Below are 23,106 nucleotides of genomic sequence, written 5' to 3'. Positions count from 1 at the left end.
AGTTAGAGTGCGCGGACCCATGCCATCCGCTCGTCGAGCGACGGCGCATTGAAAGCCAGGGAACCGAGAACGACCGTCTCCGCACCCGATTGGCGCAGGTGAGGCACGGTGTGCTCGCGAATACCGCCGTCGGCCGCAAGCACGATCCGATGCGCCGCGCCGCAGCCGGCGATGATCTGCTTGGCCTGCTGAAGCCGGGCGCCGGCCTTTTCGTCGAGGCCCTGGCCCTTCACACCGATCGCCGTGCCGAGCAGCGTCACGAAACTCAGCCGGGAAACGTATCTTTCGACCCGCTCCACGGGAGTATCGACTTTGAGGACCATGCCGGCGGCGACGCCGCGGCGATCGAGGAGATCGAGCGCCTGGTCTGCGACGCTTTCGTTTTCAACATGCAGGCTAATCAGGTCGCTGCCCGCATCGGCGAACTGCTCGATCTGCGACAGGATGATGCTGTCGGCGACCATCAGGTGAACATGGATCGGGCGTGCGGAAATTTTGCGCACCCCGGCGACGAGATCGGGGAAAAACAACATTGCCGGCGCGAAATGACCATCGGCGACATCGATATGGAGGATGTCGACGTGCGGATCGACACGCATCAGATCATCGGCGAGACGCACAAGATCGGCCGACCAGATGGAGAATTCAGCAATCAAGCGATCCTTCGGAAGATCAGCGATCCAGGTCTTGGAGGGGGTCGTCATTGTTTCAGAGCTCCTTCAGAAAATGGCCCATGGCAAGCCGGAAGTCGGCGACATATTGCGGACGGCTCACAGTCCTCGATGTGATCTGCACGAAACGCGCGCCGGCAATGCGCTCGGCAAGAGCACATGCGTGGCCAAGAGGATGAATGCTGTCCCGATCATGGCCGATGATGAGCGTCGGTACGGCGATATTGCCGACCTCCTCGTCGGTCACATCAGGACCGTCATTTGAGATCCTGGTGAGCAGTTCGGCGGTCACATCCAAAGGCGTGCGGGAGAAAAAGCCGGCGAGTGACGCCAGATTGTCCGGAGCCTCGGCGGCGAGCCGCACGCCCACCGGCCCTGCCAGGAACGTAGTCTTTGCCTCATCCGGCGGCAGAGTTTTCAAAAGCCGCCCGACTTCGGCATTGGGCGCCATATTCTCCGGCTCGGGTGCCGTCAGCCAGGCCGGCCTTGCGATGATCAGAGCCTTGACAAGATCGGGCCGCTTGACCGCGAGACGTAAGGCGATCGCAGCACCCATCGAGATGCCGCCGATCACGATCGGCGGCGTAAGGTTTTTCTCGATATAGGCGGCGATGTCATCGCAGAAGGTCGCGATCGACAACCGCTCCAGATTGCCGGCTTGGGAGTGGCCGTGGCCACGCGCTTCGATCGTTACCCGGCGAAAACCCGCTTCGAGCGGAAAGACTTCGTCGGTCTGCGCCGCGTCTCCGCATAAGCCATGCTGGAATATGGCGGACGCGCCCTCGCCCGCCATATCCACATTGAGAATGGTCCCGTCGCTGGTTTCGAACGGTCGAGCCCGTCTCATCTTCCTGCCCCCGCAGAATGACCGTCGAGGCTATTCTTCAGGAAGGCCGCCACACCGGCCGCCTCCGAAGCCGAAAGACCATGCGTGACGAGACTGCCCTCGAAGCCGATCGCCTTGAGACGGCCGAGATAATGCGCGTAGTCGAGGACGCCCTTGCCGGCGGTCGCGAAACTACCGTCGCGATTGCGGTCTTTCGCATGCGCCATGACGATCCGATCGGCCAGAAGGTCGATGGCGGAAGACACGATGCTCCGCTGCTCATCCAGCGTCGCGAGCTCGAAGAGATTGGCCGGATCGAGCACGATCTTGATGCGGGGGCTCTTTAGTGCCGTGATCAGCCGATGGGCTTTCTCAGCCGAGTTGACGACATTGGCAAGCTCGGGCTCGATGCCGAGATCGACATCGTAGCGTTCGGCGATCTCGATGGCCGTTCCCATCGCTTCGAGGAGGTCCCGCCAGGCCTCCGGCGTATTGTTGTCGGCGTGGGCCTTCCACTGGTCGATGGGATCGCGTGTGCCGGTGCAGAGCGTGATCAGGGCGGTCGACATGCCGGTGCTGCGCTTGGCCAGCGTCGCGAGGTTACGAAGGCCGGCCTCGCGAACGGCAGGATCCGGGTGGATCATGTTGAAAGTGCCGGAAACGGCAACGATTTCGACGCCGCTCTCGCGCGCGGCTTCGGCGACCGAGCTGGCCTGGGCTTCCGTAATGATCTCCGGCATCGGCGCAAGGCCCGAGCAGGCCATATTATATTGGGCGCAGGTGAACCCGGCCGCGGCGACCGAGTTGAGAACGCTTACCGGTTCCGTTCCCTCGAAGGTCTTTGCGAAAATGCCGAGCTTCATCACACGCCACCCGTGACGTCGGCCAACGCAACCGCCTTACCGCTTTCGGCCGAACGCGCGACGGCGACCATCGCCCGTACGGATGCCAGGCCGTCATCGATGTCGGCGCCTTCCATCACGGCGCCATCCAGAATGGTGCGGGCGAAGCCTTCGACCTGACGGCGATAGAAATGGCCGTCGGCACCGAGAACTCGATGGGTCGCGCCGTCCGCCTCTCGGAAAATGTCCACCTCGCTGGTCTTGTAGTACCACGGGTTATAGGTCTTGCCCAAAATGCTGCCATTCTTGCCATAGATCTGGAAGCCTTCGTGCCAGTCCATGCGCACCTGAACGGTGAGATCGAGATGGCCGAGCGTGCCGGAGACAAATTCCACGTCCACGAACCAGCACCAGATACCGGCGCGCTCCGACAGGCGAGCGTTGACGGAAACGATGTCGCCGGCGAAATAACGTGCGGTGTCGATCAGATGGCAACCGTGGGCAAGCATGTAGTAGCGCCGCAGGTCGGCTTTCGGATTGGCGGAGGGCTTCCGCGCATTGGCGCTGGTGACGATCAGGGGCTGGACCGCATCGGTCATCGGATAGCGGTGCGTGCTGTCGCAATACCATGCTTTCAGAGCAACCATTTCGCCCATTTCATCGCGGATGAACGATTTGGCAGCCTGCAGCCCCGCGTCGAAACGCTTCATATGCCCGACCTGAAACACCTTTCCCGCCCTGTCGACTACAGCTTTCAGTTCAAGGCATTCCTCGACGGTGACACCGACGGGTTTCTCGCACAGGACATGTTTGCCTGCCTGAAGGGCGCGAATGGAAGCCGGGACGTGAAAGGCATCGGCGGTCGCGATCACCACGGCATCGAGGTCGGGATCGGCCAGCATCTTATCGTAATCGTCATAGGTTTTTTCCACCCCGTGGGTGATTGCCATACGTTCGCGGAGATCCTCGGCAACGTCGCAAATCGCATAGAGGTCGGCATTGGCTGCCTTCGTGCAGCTCTCGAAGTGCGCGGCCTGGGCAATCTGGCCCGCTCCCAATACGCCGATGCGGAGACGTCGTTCCTGTTTTGCTGGCATCGAAAAGCCCTTCAGGTCGGATATTGAAGTGAACGCCGGTTTCGGCGTCGGATGGAATGCTTTCAAACGTCAGCGACGTCTTCTGGCCGGGCCGCCACCAGCGCCCGCTGCTCCCTCGTCAATTCAGAGCGCCATATGCGTTTGAGGATGGAAAAAGTGCAGTTTCGCCGGGTCGATCGCCACATTGATCGATTGGCCTGTCTCGACCGCACTGACAGCCTCGAACCGCGCAACGGCGTTGGCGGCCCCGCTCAAGTCCTCGACAGCATCGGGGTCGCCTGAGTCGATCCGGACCGCGTCGATCTTCAAATGCACGATCAACTCGGAGCCTAGCTCCTCGATCGACTTCACGACAACCGGGATCGTCGGATGGGAGGCACCCGACGGCAACCGGCTGTCGTAGAGGTCCTCGGGCCTGACCCCAAAGATCAGGGCCTTTCCCTCGAAGGCGGAAAGACCGGGAGCGCGTTCGAAGGCGCCGTCGGACAAGGGAATGGAGAAGCCCGGCAGATGGATCCGCCCGCCCTCCAGACGCCCTTCGAAAAGGTTCATCGACGGCGAACCGATAAAGCCGGCGACAAACGCATTGACCGGGCGGTGATACAGAGCCTTGGGCGTATCCACCTGCTGAAGCACGCCGCCCTTCAGCACCGCGACCCGATCGCCCATGGTCAGCGCTTCGGTCTGGTCGTGCGTCACGTAGATCGTCGTCACGCCCAACTGTCTCTGCAGGCTGGCGATCTCTGCCCGCATCTGAACGCGCAGCTTCGCATCAAGGTTCGAGAGCGGTTCGTCCATGAGGAATGCCGCGGGCTCACGGACCATCGCGCGGCCCATCGCCACACGCTGGCGCTGGCCGCCGGAAAGCTGTGCGGGCTTGTTGCCCAGCAAGGATTCCAGCTGCAGGATCTTGGCGATCTCATGCACGCGTTTGGTGCGTTCGGCCTTGTTCTTTCCGGCCAGCTTCATCGAAAAGGCGATGTTGTCGAACACGGTCATGTGCGGATAAAGCGCATAGCTTTGAAAGACCATGGCAATGTCCCGGTCCTTGGGCGCGAGATCCACGACGTCCTGACCGCCGATGCTCAATGTTCCGCTGCTGATTTCCTCGAGCCCGGCAATCATGCGCAGAGCGGTCGATTTTCCGCATCCGGACGGCCCGACCAGAATCAGAAACTCGCCATCATGGATCGTCAGGCTCAGATCCTTGATCGCATGGTAGCTGTTTCCATAGGTCTTGCAGATTTTGTCGAGTACAACCACAGCCACGTCTCGTCCTCCCGTACCAGTCCGGATCACATCTTGAACGGCGCTCCCCGCCGTCTCCGATCCTTTTGACAAGAAAGCTCAGGCCTGAGCGTCAAAGTCAACAAAAGAATCGAGGTGAATTCATCACAATCTATCGGAAACAAATCGTATCTAGTTGAAAAATATCATCATTCTATATGAAACGAATATTAATTTGCGGAATTATATTTTTTATCGCGCGTAACTTTTATGGCCAACGCCATGACTGTCAAGAGATCTCGCAAGGCGCTTCAATTGCAGATCAGCGACGCACCGCTCGGTCGGTCGACCAGTGTCGACACCGGTCACACCTGCGCTCACTTTTGGCATCCCGACATCGGGAGCGGCGCAGGTGCATTCTCCGCCGCCATCCATGCCAGACATGTCCGGTGATCCGGCAGGCCTCGGCGCCCTCCCCGTGCGGTCACGGAAATGGCGGCCGCCGCCGTGGCATAGGCAGCGCAATCAAGCGGGCGCTTACCCCTAGCGAGGGCAAGGGCGTAGGCACCGTGAAAACAATCACCGGCGCCGGTCGTATCGACCGCCTGAACCTGATAGGCCGGCACATGCCACCTGACGGTATCGCCCTTCTGGCGGAGATAGGTTCCTCGTTCGCCATCAGTAAGGACAACCGCGGACCGATCCCCGGACCAGAGCTTCTCCAGGATCATCGTGGGATCACCTTCGCCGGTGTATTCCTGCGCAAAGGCGAGCGGCAGCACGAGGTGATCGGCAAAAGCCAGGATCCGGTCTGTCGCGGCACCGACCGTCCATTCGATATCGGCAATCACGGCCAGACCCAGGGCGCGTGCGCGCGCCACGACACTTTCCGCGTGCGTGGCATAGCCATCGATCAGCAGGACCGGGGCCTGCATCAGAACATCGTCGGGCAGTGCATCGGATGTCCCGTGCAGCACATCGTCGTCATAAGCGATGAACCGGGCGCCGTCGGGACCGACCGTGATCACGGAGCGGATTGGCGCGGCATCAGCGTGGCGGGGAGCCAGCGATATGTCGACGCCGTCCCGCTCGAGTTCGCTACCCGCCACATCGGCCGTTGGCTCATCGCCGAGCCAGCCTATGAAGCCGGCCCGCCCACCAAGCCGGGCGGCGGCAACCAGGGCCGTCGCCACGTTGCCGCCATGGTCCGTGGCACGCTTAATCACTTTTCCCTTGCCGGCCGTCAGCCCCCGATCGACATAGATGATGTCATCGATTGCCAGGGCGCCGAAGCCCAGAACCTGGAAAGGGCGCGACACGTCTCAAGCACCGGCCGCCGCCAGCGCATCCTCCGGCGTCATGCCTTTATGAATGACGAACTTGAAGGCACGCGCAGCCATGGTCGTATCGCCGTGGCCCCAAAGGTTGCGACCGACGACCGCGCCTTTGGCTCCAGCGCGCAATGCCTCCGAGGTCTGGACGAGCGCTCCGAGCAGCGTTTCGGTCTTGGGGCCGCCGGCGATCACGACCGGAATCGGGCAGGTCGCAACGGTCTCGCGGAAGGATTCGAAATCGCCGGTATAGCCGACCTTGATCACGTCGACTCCGGCCTCGAATCCGATGCGCACCGCATAGGCAATCTCATCCGGGGTGAACACGATCTTGCCGCCGTCGGAGAAATCACGGGGATAGACATGAGCAACGACCGGCATCTCGAAGCGGGCGGCGGCGTTGACCGTATCGGTGAGCCAGCGGATATATTCTCCTTCGGTGGCGCCGCGCACGGGAATGGCGACAGCCAGAGCGTCCGCACCATAGCGCACCGCGTCTTCCGGGGTCGCAATAAGCTGGCGAATGCGGTCGTCAGCGGTGAAGCAACCACCCTGAATGACGAGCGCTGCCTTTCCGGCATATTCCGACCAGAGGTGGCGCGCCGCGCCAGGCTGGATGCTGATGTAGTCGGGTCCCCCCGCCATGACGCGTCTGAGCGCACCCGGCAGGTCGGCAAGCCCGCCCTCACGCACATTGCCATAACCGACAAAATGATCGACGGCGCCTCCGAACAGATGACCCGATGGGTTCGAGAACAGGCGTGCGAGGCGGACTTTGGTTCCGAGACCCATGGCGATACTTCCTTCGTGATTGCCGGCTTTGCGATTGCTGGCGCCGATGCTGAGGAAACCCTAACTCGAAAACAAACAAATATTCAATATTTCGATTTCTTTCGTTTTTACATGGATGATGAATTTTTGACGTGCATTTTCGTCATCATGCGGCTATTTTTGCAGCAGGAGCCGTAGGATAAGGCGGCGAACTTTCGTTTTTCAAAAGTCATATGGTCGCAAAAGGCGACAGGTCGGGATCACAAATGCTTGCAGAGCAGAGGCGGCAGCAGATCATGCTGGAACTTCAACGGGTCGGTCAGGCACGCACCCGCCAGCTCGCGGAATTCTTCGAGGTCTCGGAAGTGACGATCCGCTCCGACCTCGAAATCATGGACGCGAAGAAGCAACTGATCAAAACACATGGCGGGGCAATCGCCCTGCCGTCCGACTCGCCAGCGGCGGCCTTTGAGGAACGCATGCAGCGCAATTTCGATGCGAAGCGACGCATTGCCCAGATGGCTGCGCGGCAGATCATCGACAATCAGTCAATCGTCTTCGACAGCGGTTCGACGCTGTTGCAAGTGGCCATGCAGATGCCCCCGGTCAACAACGTCGTGGTTGCGACGACGGCGATGAACATCGCGCAGCATCTGATGTACCGTCCAGGGCTCGACGTGCACATGATCGGCGGCCGCGTATTTCCCAGCACCGTGAGCACGATTGTGTCGGACTCCGACAAGGCGGTCGGCGGCCTCGTCGCCCACCAGGCCTTTGTCAGCGCCCACGCGATCGATCAGGCCTTCGACGTCGTCGATGTCTCCGAGGATATTGCGCGAACCAAGCGCAACCTGGTTCGCATGGCCCGGCGTGTCGTCCTCGTGGCGGATTCGAGCAAATTTGACATCGGCGCCTCCTCCAAAGCCTTCTCGCTATCGCGCGTCGACCTGATCATCACGGACAGCAACATGCCGCACAGCATTCGCCACCGGCTGGACAAGCTGGGCGTGGAGGTTCGCTACGCGTGACCTGCAGTCCACCTCTCCAATTTACAAGAGAGACAGGAGAGGCTTTGGCGTCGACGGATGGCTTTGGCCGACGCCATGGAATACGAGAAGGGCTAAAATCCCAGACGTCGAAGCGTCTCGCGGTTCGCGCGAACGGCCGCGGCAGGATCGGTTCCGGCATGGTCCGATTCTTCCTCGACCACGATCCAGCCGATAAAGTTCGGCGCATCCCGAATGGCCGAAATCACGGCAGGCACGTCGCAGACGCCTTCCCCCAGCATCGCCCAGGTCCCGCCGGCGTCAACATCCTTCAGATGCACGTAGCGGATCCGGTCCCGGTGGGCCGCCAGCGTATCGCCGATCTGCTGGCCGCCACGCAGGATATGGCCGGTATCCGGCACCCAACCCACGCCTGGATCCAAGAGAGCAAAGAGGCGATCATAGTCGTTGCGGGTGAAGAGGAGCGTATTGTGGTGCGAGGAAGGATGGACCGCAACGGCGACGCCAGCCGACTGTCCGATCTCGGTCGCACGATTGTAGTACTCGGCCGCAATGGCGAATTTCTCATCGAGTGGACCATCCGAGACGACCGTCGCCGATCCCATCGATACCATCGCACCGGGAAAGTTCGCCGCGAAATCGACCCATCGCCGCGCCGCGTCGAGATCGGAGGCAATCTTTTCCGCAACCGTGAAGCCGCTGGCGGAGCCGAAGGCAAAGGAAACCAGCGCCAAACCGGCATCCTTCAGGGTGCGGGCAAAGTCGGCAGGCTTGAGCGCGTAGTGACCGATCATCGTGTCGGTGATTTCGATACCGGCATATCCGCCATCGGCAATGGCGCGCACCAGATCGTCCGGACCGCCGCTCCAACCGGTACCCAGCATCTCCCAGGTGAATGTTTGGCAGCCGATCTGCAGCTCAGCATTTTTCATATCTCGGTCCTGACCTATTCGTTGATGACAGCCGGTACCGAAGCCGGCGGCTTCCCTGCGCGAGCAATCCCCGTGGCTTCGCCGGCCTTGCCAAACCCCTTCCGCCCGGAGAGGCGGCCGAACACCGGAACGGCGGGCTCTTCAGCGGGGATTGCGACGCCAGCGTCTTGCCATTACCTACGGTCAAATGTTACCGTGCGTCAATATATTTTATTCCTTGCGATTAAAATGTAACGCACCTCAACCCTTCACACCGCAACGGCAAAATCAGGTTCTTCGATGACACAGACCAATGGTATGAAACTCAGGATAGGCGTTGTGGGATGCGGCAATATTTCGCTCGCCTATATGCGCAACGCGCCGCTGTTCCGCGACGTCGAAATCATCGCCTGTGCAGACCTCAACGCTGATGCCGCCAAGCGCCGCGCGGCGGAATTCGATCTGCGGGCGGCTGACGTCGATAGCCTCATTGACGACAAGAACATCGACCTGATCCTCAATCTGACAATCCCGGCTGCGCATTTTGACGTTTCGATGCGGGCGCTGTCGGCAGGCAAGCATGTCTTCACGGAGAAGCCGCTCGGCGTCACGGCCGCGGAAGGACGCCGGCTGGTGGATGCCGCCGCCGGCAAGGGCCTCATGCTCGGCTCGGCGCCAGACACGTTCCTGGGAGCGGCCGGACGCCATGCCCGGCGGCAGATGGAAGCCGGCGCTATCGGCAAGCTGGTGACTGGAACAGCCTTCATGATGGGGCGCGGCATGGAGCACTGGCATCCGGATCCCAGCTTCTACTACCAGGCCGGCGCCGGCCCGGTCATGGATATGGGGCCCTACTATCTCACGATGATGGTCAATCTGATGGGGCCGATCCGCCGTGTGCAGGCCGTCGCCACAAGCGGGCAGGAAGAGCGGCTCATCACCGCCGAGGGGCCGAAACAGGGCACCACATTCAGGGTGGGCACGCCGACCAGCGTGCTTTCGCTCCTTGAATTCGATTGCGGCGCCACGGTCACCTTCGGCAGCTCCTGGGACGTCTTCCGCCACTCCAACCACCCCATCGAGCTCCACGGTACCGAAGGCTCGCTGCGCCTGCCCGACCCCGACAATTTCGGCGGCTCCGTCGGGCTCTCCAGCCGTGGCGCTCCCTGGCAGGAAACGGATACATCAGGCGAACTCTTCGGTGCCGTCAACTGGCCGATCGCAGCGCCGGATCGTGCCAACTACCGCATGCTTGGCCTTGCCGATCTCGCGCGCGCAATCATCGAAGACCGTGCGCCACGCGCTTCGGGCGATCTCGCCCTGCATGTGCTCGAAGTCATGGAAGCGATCCTGCGTGCAGGTGAAACCGATATCGCGCAGACTATTACGGGTATTGTCGCGCAGCCAAAAGAATTGCGGGAAGACGAAGCAAGGAGCTTGCTGGCATGACGCAACTGGACGAATCCGCCAAACGCGCCCTTGCCTGGCCGGGCGATCCGGAAACGCCGGTGGAAAGTTGCACCCCGGCGCAGGCGCGGCAGCAGTATCTGGACAGTTTCGCAGACATCCAGTGGCCACTCGAGGACGTGGCCGAGATGTTGGAAAGCCATGTGGGCGCCATCAGGTTGAAGATATGGCGCGGTCGGGCCGCGCCGCGCCAGGGTGCACCGGCCTTGCTTTATCTCCATGGCGGCGGCTTTGTGATCGGCGCGCCGGAAACCCATGAGGATATCTGCCGGACGCTTGCCAATATGGCAGGCGCCGTCGTGGTTTCACCCGACTATCGCCTGGCCCCGGAACACCCCTTTCCGACCGCGATCGATGATTGCGCCGCAACACTCGTCTGGATGACCGATCAAGCTGATGCCCTCGGCATCGATCCCTTGCGGATTATCGTCGCCGGCGATAGCGCCGGCGGCAATCTGGCCGCCGTCGTCGCCCTCCTGGCGCGGGACGGACAGGTGCCGGCTGTCATCGGACAGGTGTTGATCTATCCAGTGACCGACCAGTCGCAGGCAAGCGACAGCTACTTGCGTTATGCGGAGGGTTTCGGTCTGACGGCCGCGGCGATGAAATGGTTCCGAGACCACTATCTGCCGGAAGCCGCGAGCGGGGCGGATTGGCGCGCCTCGCCGCTCAGCGCAGCGTCGCTGGCGGGGGTGGCGCCAGCCTTCGTGATCCTTGCCGGATACGACGTACTATTTGACGAAGGGGCGGCCTATGCCGAGCGGCTGAGCTTGGAAGCGCAGGCCACAAGCCAGACCTGGCCCGGACAGATCCATGGCTTCGTATCAAAGAGACGGGCCATTCCGGAGGGGCAAGAGGCCCTCAAAGCCATTGCAATGGCATGGCGCGCCATGGACCCTGCGCTTGCCCGTTGAAGCGGGAACCCGCCCAGTCTCAAGCCGAGTCGCGCATAACAAGCGTCGCCTCGAGGATCACCCTGTTGGTCACAGGGGTCGTCCCATCATCCCCGCTCTCGATGTGCGCCAGCAAAAGCTCCACGGATTTCGCCGCGATCTCGGGCGCGTTCTGGGCCATGGTCGTCAGCGACGGACAGGTATATCGGCTCAGCGGGTGATCGTCGTGCCCGGCGATGCGTACGTCACAAGCGTCGCTCCGGCCGATTTTCAGTCCCGAAGCGAATGCGGCTGCCATCGCGCCGAAAGCGAAGCGGTCGTTGGCGCATAGCAGCGTTTTGCCGGGAAGACCGCCATTCGCAAGAATTCTCTGCATCTGCTCGTATCCGAGACGCTCGAATTCCCAGGAAGGTGGGGCGTCGCAATCAATGACGAGCGGGGAATGCCCTTCCCTCGCCATGGTCGCGCGGTAGCTCGCCTGCCGCTCGCCGGCATTTTCCGTCAAATGCGGAATTTCCAGGAATATCGGTGGCTCACCGGATCGGCAGAGATATTGCACAATGGCTGCCATGCTTTGCGCGTTGTCGTTGCCGACATAAGGAAGGTCAGCGCTGGCAGGGTTGTCGAAGCAGACGACGGGGATTGCGTCGCTTAGTCTTTCCAGCGCAGAACGGCGAGAACCGGCCCCGAGCGGCGCCACGATCGCACCTGCAACCTTCAGCGAGAGCAGGGTCCGCACGGCCTCCGCCTCCAGCTCTGGCCGCGTGTGCGAAGATATCTGGACGGGCCAGAAACCCTTTTCGCGCAACTCCAGCTCGATCAGCGACACCACCTGCACATAAAAGGGATCCGACATGGTCGGGACCAGAATCCCGATATTCCTGGTCCGCTTGCGATTGAGATGCCGCGCGAAAAGGTTCGGCTCGAAATTCGACTTCTTGAGAGCCGCCTCGATACGCTTGCGGGTGACCTCCTTGATCAGCGAGGGATCATCGAAATATTTCGACAATGTCGGACGCGATACGCCGGCGGCGGTTGCGAAGTCATCCATCGATTTATAGCTTTTCTTGGCCATTCAATTCCTTATTGGCGGGACGACAACTGGTCAGGAATGATTTCTCACTCAACGGCAGGTCCACTGACGCGCCAAATCACGCATTCGGCAATTTGTACAGGGTGAACTTCGTTTTCCGGAATCGTCGAAAACCAACACGTAAGCCGGCGTGATCCGTCATTTTGGTGCGGGCCATCCCCTCCTTTCGAAAATCGAAATGTTCCCTTCATCTGCGACTTGCGCAGTCTGCGCCGCGTGGTTGCAAAAGGCGCTTGTTTCAGCGCCTAAATTCGAAAATTTACAGTGAAGACTGCCGGGCGCCACTCTTTTCATTTTGTTGGGTAAACTTTCATTTGTTTACGAAAGTAAAGAAAAAATGCGTCACAAGCAACACAAATGCTGCAGAAAAATACTGACGATGTCAATCCATTTTATTATTTTCTATCAATGATTTAACTGAACACGCGCCGCGAATGTCGACCCCCCCATCCTTTCCTGATCACAGTTCTTCATTGACAGATGGGGGCTTCAGGGAACCTACTTTGCCTACGATCTTGAGGAGGATCGATTAACTGACAATCTTTGGGAGGCACAGATGAATATCAGAAAATTCGGCGTGACCATGCGGGCTGCCGTAGCGGTATGGGCGCTCTGCGCCACATCCGCGTTTGCCGACACCACCATCGAATTCATTCAATGGTGGGAACCCGAAATGCCGTCCGGCGCCTTGCGCGGCATTATGAACGATTTCGAAGCCAAAAATCCCGGCATCAAGGTGACGCTGGTCAGCGGTCCCTATGCCACGACGCGTGACCAGATCGTCGTCGGCGCCGCCTCGGGAACGCTGAGCGACGTAGTGGGGCTGGATGGTGCCTGGGTAAACGGGCTCGCCAAGCAGGGCGCAATCGCCTCGATGGACGAATTGATGGAAAAGGCCAAGTACGACAAGAGCCAGATCACCGATATCGTCAAGGTCGATGGCAAGAGCGTGATGTTCCCGCTCGCATCCTTCGTCTATCCCGTCTTCGTGAACCTCGATATCGCCAAGGCATCCGGCGTCGACAAGCTGCCGACGACCCGCACGGAATTTGCAGACGCCGCGAAGAAGATGACCGACGCCGCGAAGAACCAGTATGGCTGGGTTCTGCCGCTCTCGCTGCAATCTCCGAGCGGAATCCAGAACGACGTGATGTCCTGGGTCTGGGCCTCCGGCGCCTCGATGCTAAAGGACGGCAAGCCTGACCTCGAAAATGACGCTGTCGTCGGAACGCTCGACTATATCGCTTCCCTCAATAAAGAAGGCGTTATTTCTCCCGGCATTTTCGCCAAGAAGGAACAGGACAAGGTCGAGGAATTCGTCAACGGCCGCGTCGGCATGATGGTGGATTCCCTCGCCCATGTGACCCTCATCCGCGAGCGCAATCCGAAGCTCAATTTCGGCATATCAGCCTTGCCAGCCACTGACGGCTACACCGGCAAGCGCGGCATGCCCTATGCGTCCTGGGGCATCGGCATCAGCGAAGGCAGCCAGCACAAGGAAGAGGCCTGGAAGCTCGTCGAATATCTGATGAGCCCTGACGTCAACGGCCGTCTGGTCTCGATTGCCAACGCCTTCCCCGGCAACGTCCACGCCAAGCCGGATTTCGTGGCATCGGACCCGATTTTCGCGGAAGCTTTTAAAATCTTCCAGAGCGGTTATCCTGCCAACGAATTCGTCGGGCTTCCGGTCGCCGAAGAGCTGATGCGCGACATGAACGTCGAAGTTCAGAAGATGTTCGACGGGGGGCAATCAGCCAAGGATGCGGCTGCCAATACCCAGAAGGCGTGGCTCGCAAAGTTCTAAGCACGTCGCTTTCACGGATCACCGGCAGCGCGCCCTGGCGCTGCCGGTGCAGTCGTCAAATCTCGGCAGAATGGAAGTCACAGCTCATGAATCATTCCGCTCCGGCTCTGGTCGCTGCGCACGCCAAAGCGCCAAGAAAAGGATGGCTTCGTTACAGCACCTTGAGGAAGCTGGTGCCGTATTTCTACGTGTCGCCGGCGACCCTCCTGCTTGTTCTGCTGATGCTGTTCCCGATGGTGATGGTCTTCAAATATTCATTGATGGACGGCGCCATCATGAAAAAGGACGCTGCCTTCGCGGGCTTCCAGAATTATCTGACCATCTTCGAGAATCCGGTCTTCTGGCAGTCGGTGGTGCAGACGCTTTATTTCACGATCATGAGCGTCGTCTTCCACTTCATCATCGGCCTGGCCTTCGCGCTGCTGTTGAACACCAACCGCGTCGATCCGCTCATTCGCAGCATCCTGCGTGTGCTCTTCATCCTGCCCTGGCTGTTCACCGCCGTCATCATCGCCATCATCTGGCGCCTGTTGCTCGACCCGAACGGTGTCGTCAACAGCGTGCTGATGGCGCTCCATATCATCTACTTCAAGGTCGAGTGGTTTTCGTCCACGCGCACCGCCATCCACGCTTTGACCTTCGCAAATATCTGGGCAGGCTATCCGCTCTACATGGTCAGCCTGCTCGCCGGCCTCCAGGGCATTTCGAAGGAGCTTTACGAGGCAGCCGGTATCGACGGCGCCAACGAACTCGAAAAATTCTGGTACATCACCATTCCGCAGTTGATGCCGATCATCATCAGCATCGCGCTTCTCGACTTCATCTGGACGATGCAGGTTTTTCCACTCGTTTGGATGACGACGGGCGGCGGGCCGATCTATTCGACGGAAGTGCTCTCCACCTTCACCTACAAGCTCGCCTTCTCCCAGTACGAATTTTCGTTGGCTTCGGCGAGCGCGATGATCATCCTCATCATCTCGATGAGCGTCACCTACTTCTACATCAAACACCAGCAGCGCAGGTGATCGCCATGGCAAAGCGTTCCTTCAAGAGCTCGGTATTGCCGACCATCCTGACCTATCTCGGCCTGGGGATCGGCCTGGTCTTTTCGGCCTTTCCGATCGTGTGGATGTTTTTCAGTTCGCTGAAATCGAATACCGAAATCTTCGCCCTTCCGCCGCGGCTTTTTCCGCAGGATTTTACGGTGGCCGCCTATCTGACGATCTTCAACGATCCGGTGAAAGTGCGGTTCTTCATCAACAGCTACTTCGTTGCCGGCGTCGTTACGTGCCTGACCCTCGTCGTCGCGATCGTGACCGCCTACGGCTTCAGCCGCTATCAGTTCCGGTTCAAGAACACCTTGAACATCTTCATCATCAGCACCCAGACCGTTCCGCCGATCACCCTTCTCATCCCCTATTTCGGAATGGTGGTCGCCTTCAGGATCTTCGATACCTATCTGGCGCTGATCCTGACCTACATGGTCTTCACACTGCCTTATGCCATCCTGCTGATGACAGGCTATCTCAACACCTTGCCGAAAGAGCTGGACGAGGCCGTCCTTGTCGACGGCGGCTCGAGCTGGACGGCGCTCTGGCGCGTCATCGTTCCGGTCTCCATCCCCGGGATCGTCGCCACGGCGGTCTACACATTTCTGCTGGCCTGGAACGAATTCCTCTTCGCGCTGACGCTGACGAAATCGATGGATCTTAGAACCGTTCCGATCGGCATCCAACTTCTGATGGGCCAGCACGCCTTCGAGTGGAACGAGATGATGGCGATGAGCGTGCTCGGTTCCCTTCCCCTTCTGGTCCTTTACCTCGTTGCTCAGCGCTACTTCCTGGCAGGCATGACAGCCGGCTCGGTCAAAAGCTGATGGAGCGCTGATCCTAAACTGGCTTTGAGAACGCATACCGCAGGCAGATCGCTTTTCCGATCTGCCTGCCCGCCAAGACTACCGCCCAGCGCTCCAATCCCGCAGGGCATCGCAGACTTCGGCTCTGGTGGGCGCACCGATACGTCCACCGAATACCTGGCATTTGAGTGCCGCCGCCATGGATGACAATCGCATCGTCTCTTCGATCGGCAAGCCTTCCGCAGTAGCCAGCGCAAAAGCGCCATGGAAGATATCGCCGGCCGCGAGTGTATCGACCGCCCTCACCTTCGGAGCGGCAAGATGGACAATTTCGCCGGTTCGGTCGTCCAACCAGAAGCAGCCATTTTCGCCAGCCGTGACGCTGATGAAGGCATGCTCGAACTTTCGCTTCAGAACGCCGACGACCTTCAACAGCTCGGCTGTCCCGACAAGCCGTTCGGCGGCCGGCTGCGAGAATACGATATGGCTGGCGGCCGGTGCCAACATCTCGATCACGCCATCGCCTGCAACGTCACCATCGAGAATGGCCGGCTTGCCCGCCTCTCGGGCCGCCGACAGCGCCCGCAGAGCAAGCTTCGGCCACCGGACGTCGACCAGCACCGCATCGAAAGCAGAAACGTCCTGTTTTGTGACCGGCTTGACCGTTTCGTGCAGGCCGGCATCGTAGAAAGGCACGATCAAGCGCTCGCCCTGGTCATCGACAAGGATCGTCGAGACGGCCGAGCGGGCGCCTGCCACACGCACCATGCCGCTCGTGTCTATGCCGCTGTCGCTGAGGTCGGCGATGATGCGGTCGCCGGTGGCGTCACCGCCGACTGCGCCCCAGAGGCTGGCTTTGCCGCCCAGCCGGGTGACCGCAAAGGCCGCGCTCGATGCCATGCCTTCGGCAATCTGCAGCATATCGTAAGGCAGAATTTTTCCCTGGCCGGTCGGTAACGAGCGCACGCGAAACAACGTGTCCATAACCGCCGCGCCGACACACAAAACGCGGCGCGCCTGACCGGGAGGCGGGTCGAAGGCAGAAGTCGTCAAAACCGTTGTCTCACCCGCTCACTTGACGGCTCCGGCCGTCAGGCCCGCCACGATCTGCCGTTGCGCAAACACCGTCAATATCAGCACGGGCAAGGTGACAATCAACGCCGCCGCCGCCAGCGGACCCCAACTGACCTGCTCGAACGAGAGCATGTTGTAGACTGCGACCGGAAGCGTGCGTGTCTCGCGGCTGGCGAGCACGATGCCGAAGACGAAGTTGTTCCACGAGAAGATGACTGACAGGATGAAGGCGACCACGATGCCCGGCCTTGCGATCGGCAAGGCGACCAGCCGGAAAACCTGCCAGGGTGTGGCGCCGTCAATGCTTGCAGCCTCTTCCAGCTCCATCGGCGTCGTCTCGAAATAACCGATCATGATCCACACGACGATCGGCACGGTGACCACGAGATGTATAATGATCTGCGGCATGAGCGTGCCGAGCAGATTCAGCCACTGGAACAGCAGGAAGAGCGGGATCAGGAAAGAAAGGCCGGGCGTCATGCGTGCGATCATGATGACCATCGCGGACTTCTCCGCCTTCAGCCGCGCGATGCCATATCCGGCGGGCACGCCGATCAGCAGCGCCAGAAGCGTGGCCGCACCCGTCACCAGCACCGAATTCCAGAGATAGAGGAAGAAGTTGTTCTCTTCGAAGACCTTCAGATAGTTCGACCAGGCCAAGCGCTCCGGAATGAAGATCGGCGGATAGGCGCCGTTGTCGATCTCATATTTCAGCGACAGCGAGATCATCCAGAGGAAGAACAGGACGACCGGCGAGATCATCACCAAAGCAACAAACAGCAGTCCGATGCGATCGAGTGTCTTGCGCTTCATCAGCGTGCCTCCCCGTCGGACCAATTTACGCGCTGCCGGAGCATCATAAGGACGAAGGAGAGCAGGACGATGAGGATGAAGAAGACCACCGCCATAGCCGAGCCATAGCCGATGTCGTAGTAGGCGAAAGCGGTGTTGTAGAGATAGATGTTGATCGTCTCCGACGCCGTGCCGGGGCCGCCTTGGGTCATGGCATAGATGATGTCGAAACTTTTCACCGCATCGATGCTGCGGATAATCACGGCAATCATCAGGAACGGCGCGATCATCGGCAGCGTCAGATAGCGGAATTTCTGCCAGACATTGGCTCCGTCGATTTCAGCACTTTCATAGGGCTCGCGCGGAACCGCCGCCAGACCGCCGAGCACGATCAGCATGATAAGCGGCGTCCACTGCCAGGTCTCGACCAGCACCAGCGACGGGATGACGCTGCTCTGATTATAGATCCACTCCTGCGGGCCGATGCCGATGAAGGAGAGGAGATAGTTGAGGACGCCGAGCTGCGGATGGAACATCATCGTCCAGACGAGTGCGATGGCGACCGGTGTCGCCATCATCGGCATCACGAATATGCCGCGGATAAGACCGCGCAGTGGAAATTGAGCATCAAAGATCAGCGCCGCGAGCGTCCCCAGAAAAAGGGGAACCACCACCGACAGCGTCGTATAGAGCACCGTATGCCACAGCGACTCCCAAAAGCGCATGTCGGTGGCGAGGCGCGCGTAATTGTCCAGCCCAGCAAAGACCTGCGATTGGCCGAGCGTCCAGCTGTTGACGCTCATCCACACAGTAAACACCCATGGAAAGACGATGACGGCTGATATGACGATGAGCGCCGGGATGACGAAGGGCCAGTAGTTGGGAGCAAACCGATCTGGTTTGCTCCTTCCTTTCGACGTCTTGGCCACTGCGGTCGTTTCGATACTTGTCGACGCCATTATCCCTCGCTTTTCGCCAGGACGGGTTCGAACTGTGCCGTCGCTGCCTTCAGTTCGGTTTCGGGATCGGCGCCGCCGATCATGTTGGTAAGACCGACGCCATAAACGTCACGGAACTCGGTGACCGGAATGATGACCGGCAGCGCGAGCTTCGATATCTTGCCGGAACCGACGACGGCATCAAGCCATGCGCTCGGCATCTTGACACCTTCACGGACTTTCGCATCCTCGAGGACAGACTGGCGGAAAGGAACGCCGGCGCCGGCCTGCAGCAGACGTGCGCCCATTTCATGCGAAATCGCCCATTGGCAGAAGAGGTACCCGGCCTCTTTTTTCTGGCTTGCCGCGACGACGCCAAGCCCGTCGCCGAAGGTGCCTGCGGCCTGTGCTTTCGGACCTTTCGGCATGATGCCGTAACCGACCTGGCCGACGACGCGTGACTTTTCCGGATTCTCAATCGGCGGCGCAAAACCGACGCCGTCCAGCCACATACCGATCTTGCCCTGCAGGAAGGCCGACTGCGCCTCGGCCCAGTTGAAACCGGATACGCCGGGAGGGGCGGTCTTGGTCATCAGCCTTTGGTAAAGCTTGGCCGCATCGATCGCTTCCTGCGATGTTGTGCGCAGCTTGCCATCAGGGCCGAGCGGGCTCGAACCATAACCGAGCAGCAGCGACGTCCAGACCGGCGTATTGGCGTTCTTCAGGCCGCGGGCGACGAAACCGTAGGTGTTGGTGGAAGGATCGGTGAGCGCCTCCGCAGCACTGGCGAGTTCTTCGAACGTCGTCGGGTAGGCAAGCCCCTTCTTCTCGAACAGCGCCTTGTTCCAATAGATGATCCAGTAATCGACCGAGAATGGAAGCGAACGCAGAACGCCGTCCGGATCTTTGGCAAAAGTCAGGCCGGCTTCGGCGAAGTCGCTTTCAACCAGAGACGGGTCGGTCAGAGAGGGGTCCTTGAGGAAACCGCTGATATCGGCAAGCCAGCCGCCCTTTTCGAACTGCCGCTTCTGGACATGATAGCTCATGTGCACGACGTCAAAGCTCGGCTTGCCGGAGCTCAGCTCGATGGTCGTCTTCTGGCGCTGCTGTTGTTCGGGCGTCGCTTCGGCATTGACCTTGATGCCGGTGAGCTCCTCGAATTCAGGCAGGTACTTCAGAAGTATTTCGCTGCGAGGGCTCTTGACCAGGTTGACTTCGAGCGTCGTGCCGGCAAAGCGCTTCCAATCGACCGCAGCCGATGCCAGCCGCACGCCGAGCATGCTGCTGGCCCCAAAAGCGGCCGTGCCCGCCAGAAAGCCGCGTCTCGTCGGATTTAAAAACGATGACATGTGATTCCTCCTCCTTTTGCCGGCGATCTCCTCACCCCCGGCTGTTTATTTCCGATTATATCCTGAGCGCACGATCTCTTGCATGATTAATGTGTGCGACAAGGCTGTTGACGGCGTCCTCCGCCGATCGTCGTTCGATTGCCTCGAGCACCTTGAGGTGCTCGCCCATGACAGGTCCGACGTGACCATCGATGCGAAAACGATCCTGACTGATCAGGCGCATCTTGATCGAGTTCACCCGGTAGGCGTTCGAGATGATGGTATTTCCTAAAGCATCGATAAAGGCGTCGTGCATGCCCCAATCGACAGCTTGCGCGTGCACTTCCAATTCGTGCGATCCATCGCCGTTTCGAATGGCATCGGCAATATCCCGATGCTGTTTCAGAAGCTTGGCGATCGTCTCGTCAGACGCAGAGCGGGTGAAAAGCGCAACTGCTTCCTTCTCCAGGAAGACGCGCAGCTGAAACGCCTCGCGAATGAGGTTAAGGTCGATATGAGCGATCTGCAAACCCCGCTGGGGCACTGTCTTGATCAGCCCTTCGGCTTCGAGCCTCGGGATAAGTTCGCGGATGGCGCCAAGCGTCAGCCCCGTCAGCTCGACGAGGCGACGCTGCGAAACGAACTGGCCGGGGCGCACATCACGCGCAAGAAGGTGGCGTGTGAAGCTTTCATACGCCTTTTCCCGCAGTGTCGGCTGCTCGTCGGTTCCGTCCATCGCCTCTCCCAGAAACATGTCCGCCCTATGCCGCTTTCGAGCGGAAAAGAGTATCGAAGGCACGAAAGAGTTGCGCCTGCCCTTCTGCGGATATTGAGACGAGTGGCGGACGAACCGCAAGCCAGATTTCATCCGACGTCACGTGAGTGACCATGGTTTTCACGGCCGCAGTCACCGGAAATTTCAGCAGTTCCTCCACGAAATCCTCGATGCGGGAATCGTCCATGCCTTCCTCCGCCATCAGCTTGACCTCGCGTGGCACGAAATTCGCCATGCCGGAGATCGCACCCTGGCCGCCAAGCCGCACGCCCCTCGCCAGGTGACGTTCGTCCCCCACCAGGATGACGAGATCGCCATGCGCCTTCAATAGTGCTTCCGTGAAAGGCCAGTCGCCGGAGGAATCCTTGACGCCGATAACGATGTTGGGAAAGGCGGTCCGCAGCCGACCAATCAACGATACGGTCAGCGGAACCATGGTGAGCGAGGGAATGTTGTAGACGATAATGTCTCGCGCCTTGTCGCCGAGGATGGCGAATACAGCCGAAAACCACTGGAAGACGCCGTCATCACTCACGTTCTTGAAGTAGGAAGGGGGAGCAAGAAGGATATTTCGGGCTCCTTTGGAAAGCGCGTGACTTGCCAGCATCGCGGCATCCTCGGCCGCGTCGACCAGCACGCCGACGATGATTTGCTTTGCTGCTATCCCGCTATCAAGCATCGAAGCGAGGACACGTTCACGTTCCTGCGTTCCGATGGAAGAGCCTTCACCCGTCGTCCCGAACAGCGTAACGCTCGAGCATCCGGCCGCGAGGCTGCGCCGCGCCTGCTCGATCATCGCCTCGATCGCGATATCGCCATTGCTGTCGAACGGTGTCGCAAGCGCGACCGAGAGCCCGAATTTCTGTGTCAACTATGCTTCCTCCCAATTACCGCGTCAGACGTAGCAGACTAACATGTTAGCTGTAAAGAGGTGATTACACACCCCTCGTTACGCGATTGTCGCGGCCGTAGCTTCCTTACGATCAACTGGCATGCCTTGCTGCCGGTCCGTTCGCCCGAACGAGCGCCATCAGCATCGGGCCGATCGCAAACTCGCCCCTTTCGGTCCTTCGGGTCAGATCCCTGAGGTAACCACCGGGCGAGTTGATCTGCCCTCCCCTTTCCAGGATACAGGCGATCACGGTTGCGGCGTTTTCCGGCCCCATACCGGAGCAGGCTTCCTCATAGGCCGAGGGACTGACGCCGAGCATCGAGCGCACAACGACGGCGGCCGACATCAGGTCTCGCCAGTTACCGATGGTTCCGCCGGGCCCGTAGTCGAGAATACTCGGGCAGGCCTGGAGGACGAGGCCGAGCGGGAAGGATTTCAGGCTTGGCCCGGCCCCTGGATCGACCGCGCCTCCCGCCCTGTTGCTCATCCCGCCGGACGGCTTCGGCTGTTTCAATCTTCGCTCGACCGGCGGCCCGGCGTTCGGTTCATCATCGGCTGCTGCCTTTTCGCCCTGCTTCGTTTCGAAGCTTGGTTCAAGTTCATAAGTGGTGTCGGGATTTGAATTCTGTCTGTGACGCTCAACTTGAGACTCATTGGCGTCTATTTTTTTCGTTTTTATCCGTCTTTCCAGCACGTTGACGATCTCGGTACGCAGCAGCCCCATCTCATCGAGCAACGGTGCCAGTTCTTCTGCGGTCGCCACGCGCGGAATCCGGGCAAGGAGCGTTCGAAACATCGCCGAAATGCCTTCCCAATCACCAGAAACCCCTTCTTCGATAGCCGCCGCGATCAGCTTGGAGACATCGCGCCGGCCCACCGTCAGGCGTTCCCTGGTCACCCGTAACAGTTCCCGGTCGGCAACCGCCTGGGCGGCCAGGCTTTCGATCTCGACAGCACGCGCCAGAAGCGGCGCGACGCTAAAGCCAAAGGCCTCGCCGATGGCCCCTGCCCTGTCGCGGCGCGCATAGCGCTTTCCGTTCGGACTGTCCTTGCGCAGGATCAGGCCGGCGTCGACCAGGACGGCAAGATGCCGCCTGAGGGTGGCTGCCGTCATGCCGCGAGCACGCAGCGACAGCTGCGCATTCGACGGGAAGACAATCAGGCCCTTCTCCTCGGAAATCTCATCGTCTGGGTAGAAGGTCAAAAGCGCATCGAGCACCGTCAACGCCCGATCGGTCACGCCGAGCGCCGGCCGCGCTTCACAGATTGCCCTGAACAGCTTCCACTTACTGCGCTTCATTCCCGGCTCGATGGTCTCGGCCAATTGCTGACTTGCCAGCATGCCAAGCGACATCGGCCGCCGCCCAAAGGGCGTCGTCACATATCCACTCTCCATTTGCCTTCACCTTCGTTCAGGCAAAAGAAAACCATCCACCAATTTGGTGCCTAAGACGCTTGACTGTGATTCGTGGAAATGCGATTCTCGATGTGCTTAAGATCTGAGAAGGGCTT

The 23,106-nt window shown here is 59.9% G+C and carries 22 protein-coding genes; 6 read left to right on the top strand and 16 right to left on the bottom strand.

Features of this window, described 5'->3' with window-relative positions:
- Positions 1–2 precede the first annotated feature (2 nt).
- The 7 genes from AC1D2N_RS19220 to AC1D2N_RS19190 form a co-directional block, all read right to left on the bottom strand.
- Positions 3–704, bottom strand: coding sequence for a ribulose-phosphate 3-epimerase (locus AC1D2N_RS19220; protein ID WP_018245733.1), 702 nt, complete (start codon positions 702–704; stop codon positions 3–5).
- 4 nt (positions 705–708) lie between these two features.
- Positions 709–1,518, bottom strand: coding sequence for an alpha/beta fold hydrolase (locus AC1D2N_RS19215; protein WP_168331477.1), 810 nt, complete (start codon positions 1,516–1,518; stop codon positions 709–711).
- Positions 1,515–2,360, bottom strand: a complete 846-nt coding sequence (locus tag AC1D2N_RS19210) for a sugar phosphate isomerase/epimerase family protein (RefSeq protein WP_018245735.1) — start codon at positions 2,358–2,360, stop codon at positions 1,515–1,517. Before AC1D2N_RS19210 ends, AC1D2N_RS19215 begins: the two co-directional genes overlap by 4 nt.
- Positions 2,360–3,436 carry a Gfo/Idh/MocA family protein gene (locus AC1D2N_RS19205; RefSeq protein WP_168331476.1) on the bottom strand — a complete coding sequence of 359 codons (1,077 nt, stop codon included), beginning with the start codon at positions 3,434–3,436 and terminating at the stop codon, positions 2,360–2,362. Before AC1D2N_RS19205 ends, AC1D2N_RS19210 begins: the two co-directional genes overlap by 1 nt.
- Positions 3,437–3,559: 123 nt before the next feature.
- The gene (locus tag AC1D2N_RS19200; protein WP_020572891.1) at positions 3,560–4,705 is read right to left on the bottom strand and encodes an ABC transporter ATP-binding protein; all 1,146 of its coding nucleotides are present in this window, start codon (positions 4,703–4,705) and stop codon (positions 3,560–3,562) included.
- Positions 4,706–5,040: 335 nt separating this feature from the next.
- Positions 5,041–5,982 (bottom strand): PfkB family carbohydrate kinase, encoded by a 942-nt coding sequence (locus tag AC1D2N_RS19195; protein WP_018245738.1) that lies wholly within the window; start codon positions 5,980–5,982, stop codon positions 5,041–5,043.
- A 3-nt stretch (positions 5,983–5,985) separates the two neighbouring features.
- Positions 5,986–6,786, bottom strand: coding sequence for a beta/alpha barrel domain-containing protein (locus AC1D2N_RS19190; RefSeq protein ID WP_018245739.1), 801 nt, complete (start codon positions 6,784–6,786; stop codon positions 5,986–5,988).
- 245 nt (positions 6,787–7,031) lie between these two features.
- Between AC1D2N_RS19190 and AC1D2N_RS19185 the strand changes: the two genes are divergently transcribed.
- Positions 7,032–7,793, top strand: coding sequence for a DeoR/GlpR family DNA-binding transcription regulator (locus AC1D2N_RS19185; RefSeq protein ID WP_018245741.1), 762 nt, complete (start codon positions 7,032–7,034; stop codon positions 7,791–7,793).
- A gap of 92 nt (positions 7,794–7,885) precedes the next feature.
- Here AC1D2N_RS19185 and AC1D2N_RS19180 read toward each other — a convergent pair whose 3' ends face one another.
- Positions 7,886–8,704, bottom strand: a complete 819-nt coding sequence (locus AC1D2N_RS19180; RefSeq protein ID WP_130748217.1) for a sugar phosphate isomerase/epimerase family protein — start codon at positions 8,702–8,704, stop codon at positions 7,886–7,888.
- Between the two features lie 279 nt (positions 8,705–8,983).
- Here AC1D2N_RS19180 and AC1D2N_RS19175 point away from each other — a divergent pair, with 279 nt between their 5' ends.
- Together AC1D2N_RS19175 and AC1D2N_RS19170 are read left to right on the top strand one after the other, a co-directional pair.
- Positions 8,984–10,132 (top strand): Gfo/Idh/MocA family protein, encoded by a 1,149-nt coding sequence (locus tag AC1D2N_RS19175; protein WP_130729655.1) that lies wholly within the window; start codon positions 8,984–8,986, stop codon positions 10,130–10,132.
- Positions 10,129–11,064 carry an alpha/beta hydrolase gene (locus tag AC1D2N_RS19170; RefSeq protein WP_130729654.1) on the top strand — a complete coding sequence of 312 codons (936 nt, stop codon included), beginning with the start codon at positions 10,129–10,131 and terminating at the stop codon, positions 11,062–11,064. The genes AC1D2N_RS19175 and AC1D2N_RS19170 overlap by 4 nt, the downstream gene beginning before the upstream one ends.
- A gap of 19 nt (positions 11,065–11,083) precedes the next feature.
- On the opposite strand, the gene AC1D2N_RS19165 is transcribed toward AC1D2N_RS19170, so the two are convergent.
- Entirely contained in the window at positions 11,084–12,118 is a 1,035-nt protein-coding gene (locus AC1D2N_RS19165) for a LacI family DNA-binding transcriptional regulator (protein ID WP_477981777.1), read from the bottom strand.
- A 574-nt stretch (positions 12,119–12,692) separates the two neighbouring features.
- Between AC1D2N_RS19165 and AC1D2N_RS19160 the strand changes: the two genes are divergently transcribed.
- The 3 genes from AC1D2N_RS19160 to AC1D2N_RS19150 all read left to right on the top strand — a co-directional run bounded on the left by AC1D2N_RS19160 (position 12,693) and on the right by AC1D2N_RS19150 (position 15,816).
- The gene (locus AC1D2N_RS19160; protein WP_018245746.1) at positions 12,693–13,940 is read left to right on the top strand and encodes an ABC transporter substrate-binding protein; all 1,248 of its coding nucleotides are present in this window, start codon (positions 12,693–12,695) and stop codon (positions 13,938–13,940) included.
- 86 nt (positions 13,941–14,026) lie between these two features.
- A complete protein-coding gene (locus AC1D2N_RS19155; RefSeq protein ID WP_130729653.1) occupies positions 14,027–14,965 on the top strand; it encodes a carbohydrate ABC transporter permease in 939 nt (312 codons plus the stop codon).
- Between the two features lie 5 nt (positions 14,966–14,970).
- Positions 14,971–15,816: a carbohydrate ABC transporter permease gene (locus tag AC1D2N_RS19150; RefSeq protein ID WP_130729652.1), complete on the top strand. Its 846-nt coding sequence runs from the start codon at positions 14,971–14,973 to the stop codon at positions 15,814–15,816.
- 78 nt (positions 15,817–15,894) lie between these two features.
- On the opposite strand, the gene AC1D2N_RS19145 is transcribed toward AC1D2N_RS19150, so the two are convergent.
- The 7 genes from AC1D2N_RS19145 to repC form a co-directional block, all read right to left on the bottom strand.
- The gene (locus AC1D2N_RS19145) at positions 15,895–16,848 is read right to left on the bottom strand and encodes a sugar kinase (protein ID WP_130729651.1); all 954 of its coding nucleotides are present in this window, start codon (positions 16,846–16,848) and stop codon (positions 15,895–15,897) included.
- An 18-nt stretch (positions 16,849–16,866) separates the two neighbouring features.
- Entirely contained in the window at positions 16,867–17,682 is an 816-nt protein-coding gene (locus AC1D2N_RS19140; RefSeq protein ID WP_003550140.1) for a carbohydrate ABC transporter permease, read from the bottom strand.
- Complete coding sequence (locus AC1D2N_RS19135) at positions 17,682–18,620, bottom strand: carbohydrate ABC transporter permease (RefSeq protein ID WP_113543068.1); 939 nt, start codon at positions 18,618–18,620, stop codon at positions 17,682–17,684. Before AC1D2N_RS19135 ends, AC1D2N_RS19140 begins: the two co-directional genes overlap by 1 nt.
- Positions 18,620–19,948: an ABC transporter substrate-binding protein gene (locus tag AC1D2N_RS19130; protein ID WP_018245751.1), complete on the bottom strand. Its 1,329-nt coding sequence runs from the start codon at positions 19,946–19,948 to the stop codon at positions 18,620–18,622. Before AC1D2N_RS19130 ends, AC1D2N_RS19135 begins: the two co-directional genes overlap by 1 nt.
- A 55-nt stretch (positions 19,949–20,003) precedes the next feature.
- Positions 20,004–20,681, bottom strand: a complete 678-nt coding sequence (locus AC1D2N_RS19125; protein WP_018245752.1) for a GntR family transcriptional regulator — start codon at positions 20,679–20,681, stop codon at positions 20,004–20,006.
- A gap of 7 nt (positions 20,682–20,688) precedes the next feature.
- Complete coding sequence (locus tag AC1D2N_RS19120; RefSeq protein WP_130729649.1) at positions 20,689–21,573, bottom strand: dihydrodipicolinate synthase family protein; 885 nt, start codon at positions 21,571–21,573, stop codon at positions 20,689–20,691.
- Between the two features lie 112 nt (positions 21,574–21,685).
- Positions 21,686–22,990 (bottom strand): plasmid replication protein RepC, encoded by a 1,305-nt coding sequence (repC, locus tag AC1D2N_RS19115; protein WP_130729648.1) that lies wholly within the window; start codon positions 22,988–22,990, stop codon positions 21,686–21,688.
- Between the last annotated feature and the right edge of the window lie 116 nt (positions 22,991–23,106).

The organism is Rhizobium sp. P1_B8 (assembly GCF_056406515.1).
This window is presented reverse-complemented; position numbering and strand designations above follow the sequence as displayed.

What these genes read in the sequence shown, in the direction of transcription:
- AC1D2N_RS19150 (WP_130729652.1), top strand. Translation starts at nt 14,971, where the DNA reads ATGGCAAAGCGTTCCTTCAAGAGCTCGGTATTGCCGACCATCCTGACC.
- AC1D2N_RS19205 (WP_168331476.1), bottom strand. Translation starts at nt 3,436, where the DNA reads ATGCCAGCAAAACAGGAACGACGTCTCCGCATCGGCGTATTGGGAGCG.
- AC1D2N_RS19135 (WP_113543068.1), bottom strand. Translation starts at nt 18,620, where the DNA reads ATGGCGTCGACAAGTATCGAAACGACCGCAGTGGCCAAGACGTCGAAA.
- AC1D2N_RS19180 (WP_130748217.1), bottom strand. Translation starts at nt 8,704, where the DNA reads ATGAAAAATGCTGAGCTGCAGATCGGCTGCCAAACATTCACCTGGGAG.
- AC1D2N_RS19185 (WP_018245741.1), top strand. Translation starts at nt 7,032, where the DNA reads ATGCTTGCAGAGCAGAGGCGGCAGCAGATCATGCTGGAACTTCAACGG.
- AC1D2N_RS19190 (WP_018245739.1), bottom strand. Translation starts at nt 6,786, where the DNA reads ATGGGTCTCGGAACCAAAGTCCGCCTCGCACGCCTGTTCTCGAACCCA.
- AC1D2N_RS19210 (WP_018245735.1), bottom strand. Translation starts at nt 2,360, where the DNA reads ATGAAGCTCGGCATTTTCGCAAAGACCTTCGAGGGAACGGAACCGGTA.
- AC1D2N_RS19130 (WP_018245751.1), bottom strand. Translation starts at nt 19,948, where the DNA reads ATGTCATCGTTTTTAAATCCGACGAGACGCGGCTTTCTGGCGGGCACG.
- AC1D2N_RS19175 (WP_130729655.1), top strand. Translation starts at nt 8,984, where the DNA reads ATGACACAGACCAATGGTATGAAACTCAGGATAGGCGTTGTGGGATGC.
- AC1D2N_RS19165 (WP_477981777.1), bottom strand. Translation starts at nt 12,118, where the DNA reads ATGGCCAAGAAAAGCTATAAATCGATGGATGACTTCGCAACCGCCGCC.
- AC1D2N_RS19215 (WP_168331477.1), bottom strand. Translation starts at nt 1,518, where the DNA reads ATGAGACGGGCTCGACCGTTCGAAACCAGCGACGGGACCATTCTCAAT.
- repC (WP_130729648.1), bottom strand. Translation starts at nt 22,990, where the DNA reads ATGGAGAGTGGATATGTGACGACGCCCTTTGGGCGGCGGCCGATGTCG.
- AC1D2N_RS19155 (WP_130729653.1), top strand. Translation starts at nt 14,027, where the DNA reads ATGAATCATTCCGCTCCGGCTCTGGTCGCTGCGCACGCCAAAGCGCCA.
- AC1D2N_RS19125 (WP_018245752.1), bottom strand. Translation starts at nt 20,681, where the DNA reads ATGTTTCTGGGAGAGGCGATGGACGGAACCGACGAGCAGCCGACACTG.
- AC1D2N_RS19220 (WP_018245733.1), bottom strand. Translation starts at nt 704, where the DNA reads ATGACGACCCCCTCCAAGACCTGGATCGCTGATCTTCCGAAGGATCGC.
- AC1D2N_RS19140 (WP_003550140.1), bottom strand. Translation starts at nt 17,682, where the DNA reads ATGAAGCGCAAGACACTCGATCGCATCGGACTGCTGTTTGTTGCTTTG.
- AC1D2N_RS19160 (WP_018245746.1), top strand. Translation starts at nt 12,693, where the DNA reads ATGAATATCAGAAAATTCGGCGTGACCATGCGGGCTGCCGTAGCGGTA.
- AC1D2N_RS19170 (WP_130729654.1), top strand. Translation starts at nt 10,129, where the DNA reads ATGACGCAACTGGACGAATCCGCCAAACGCGCCCTTGCCTGGCCGGGC.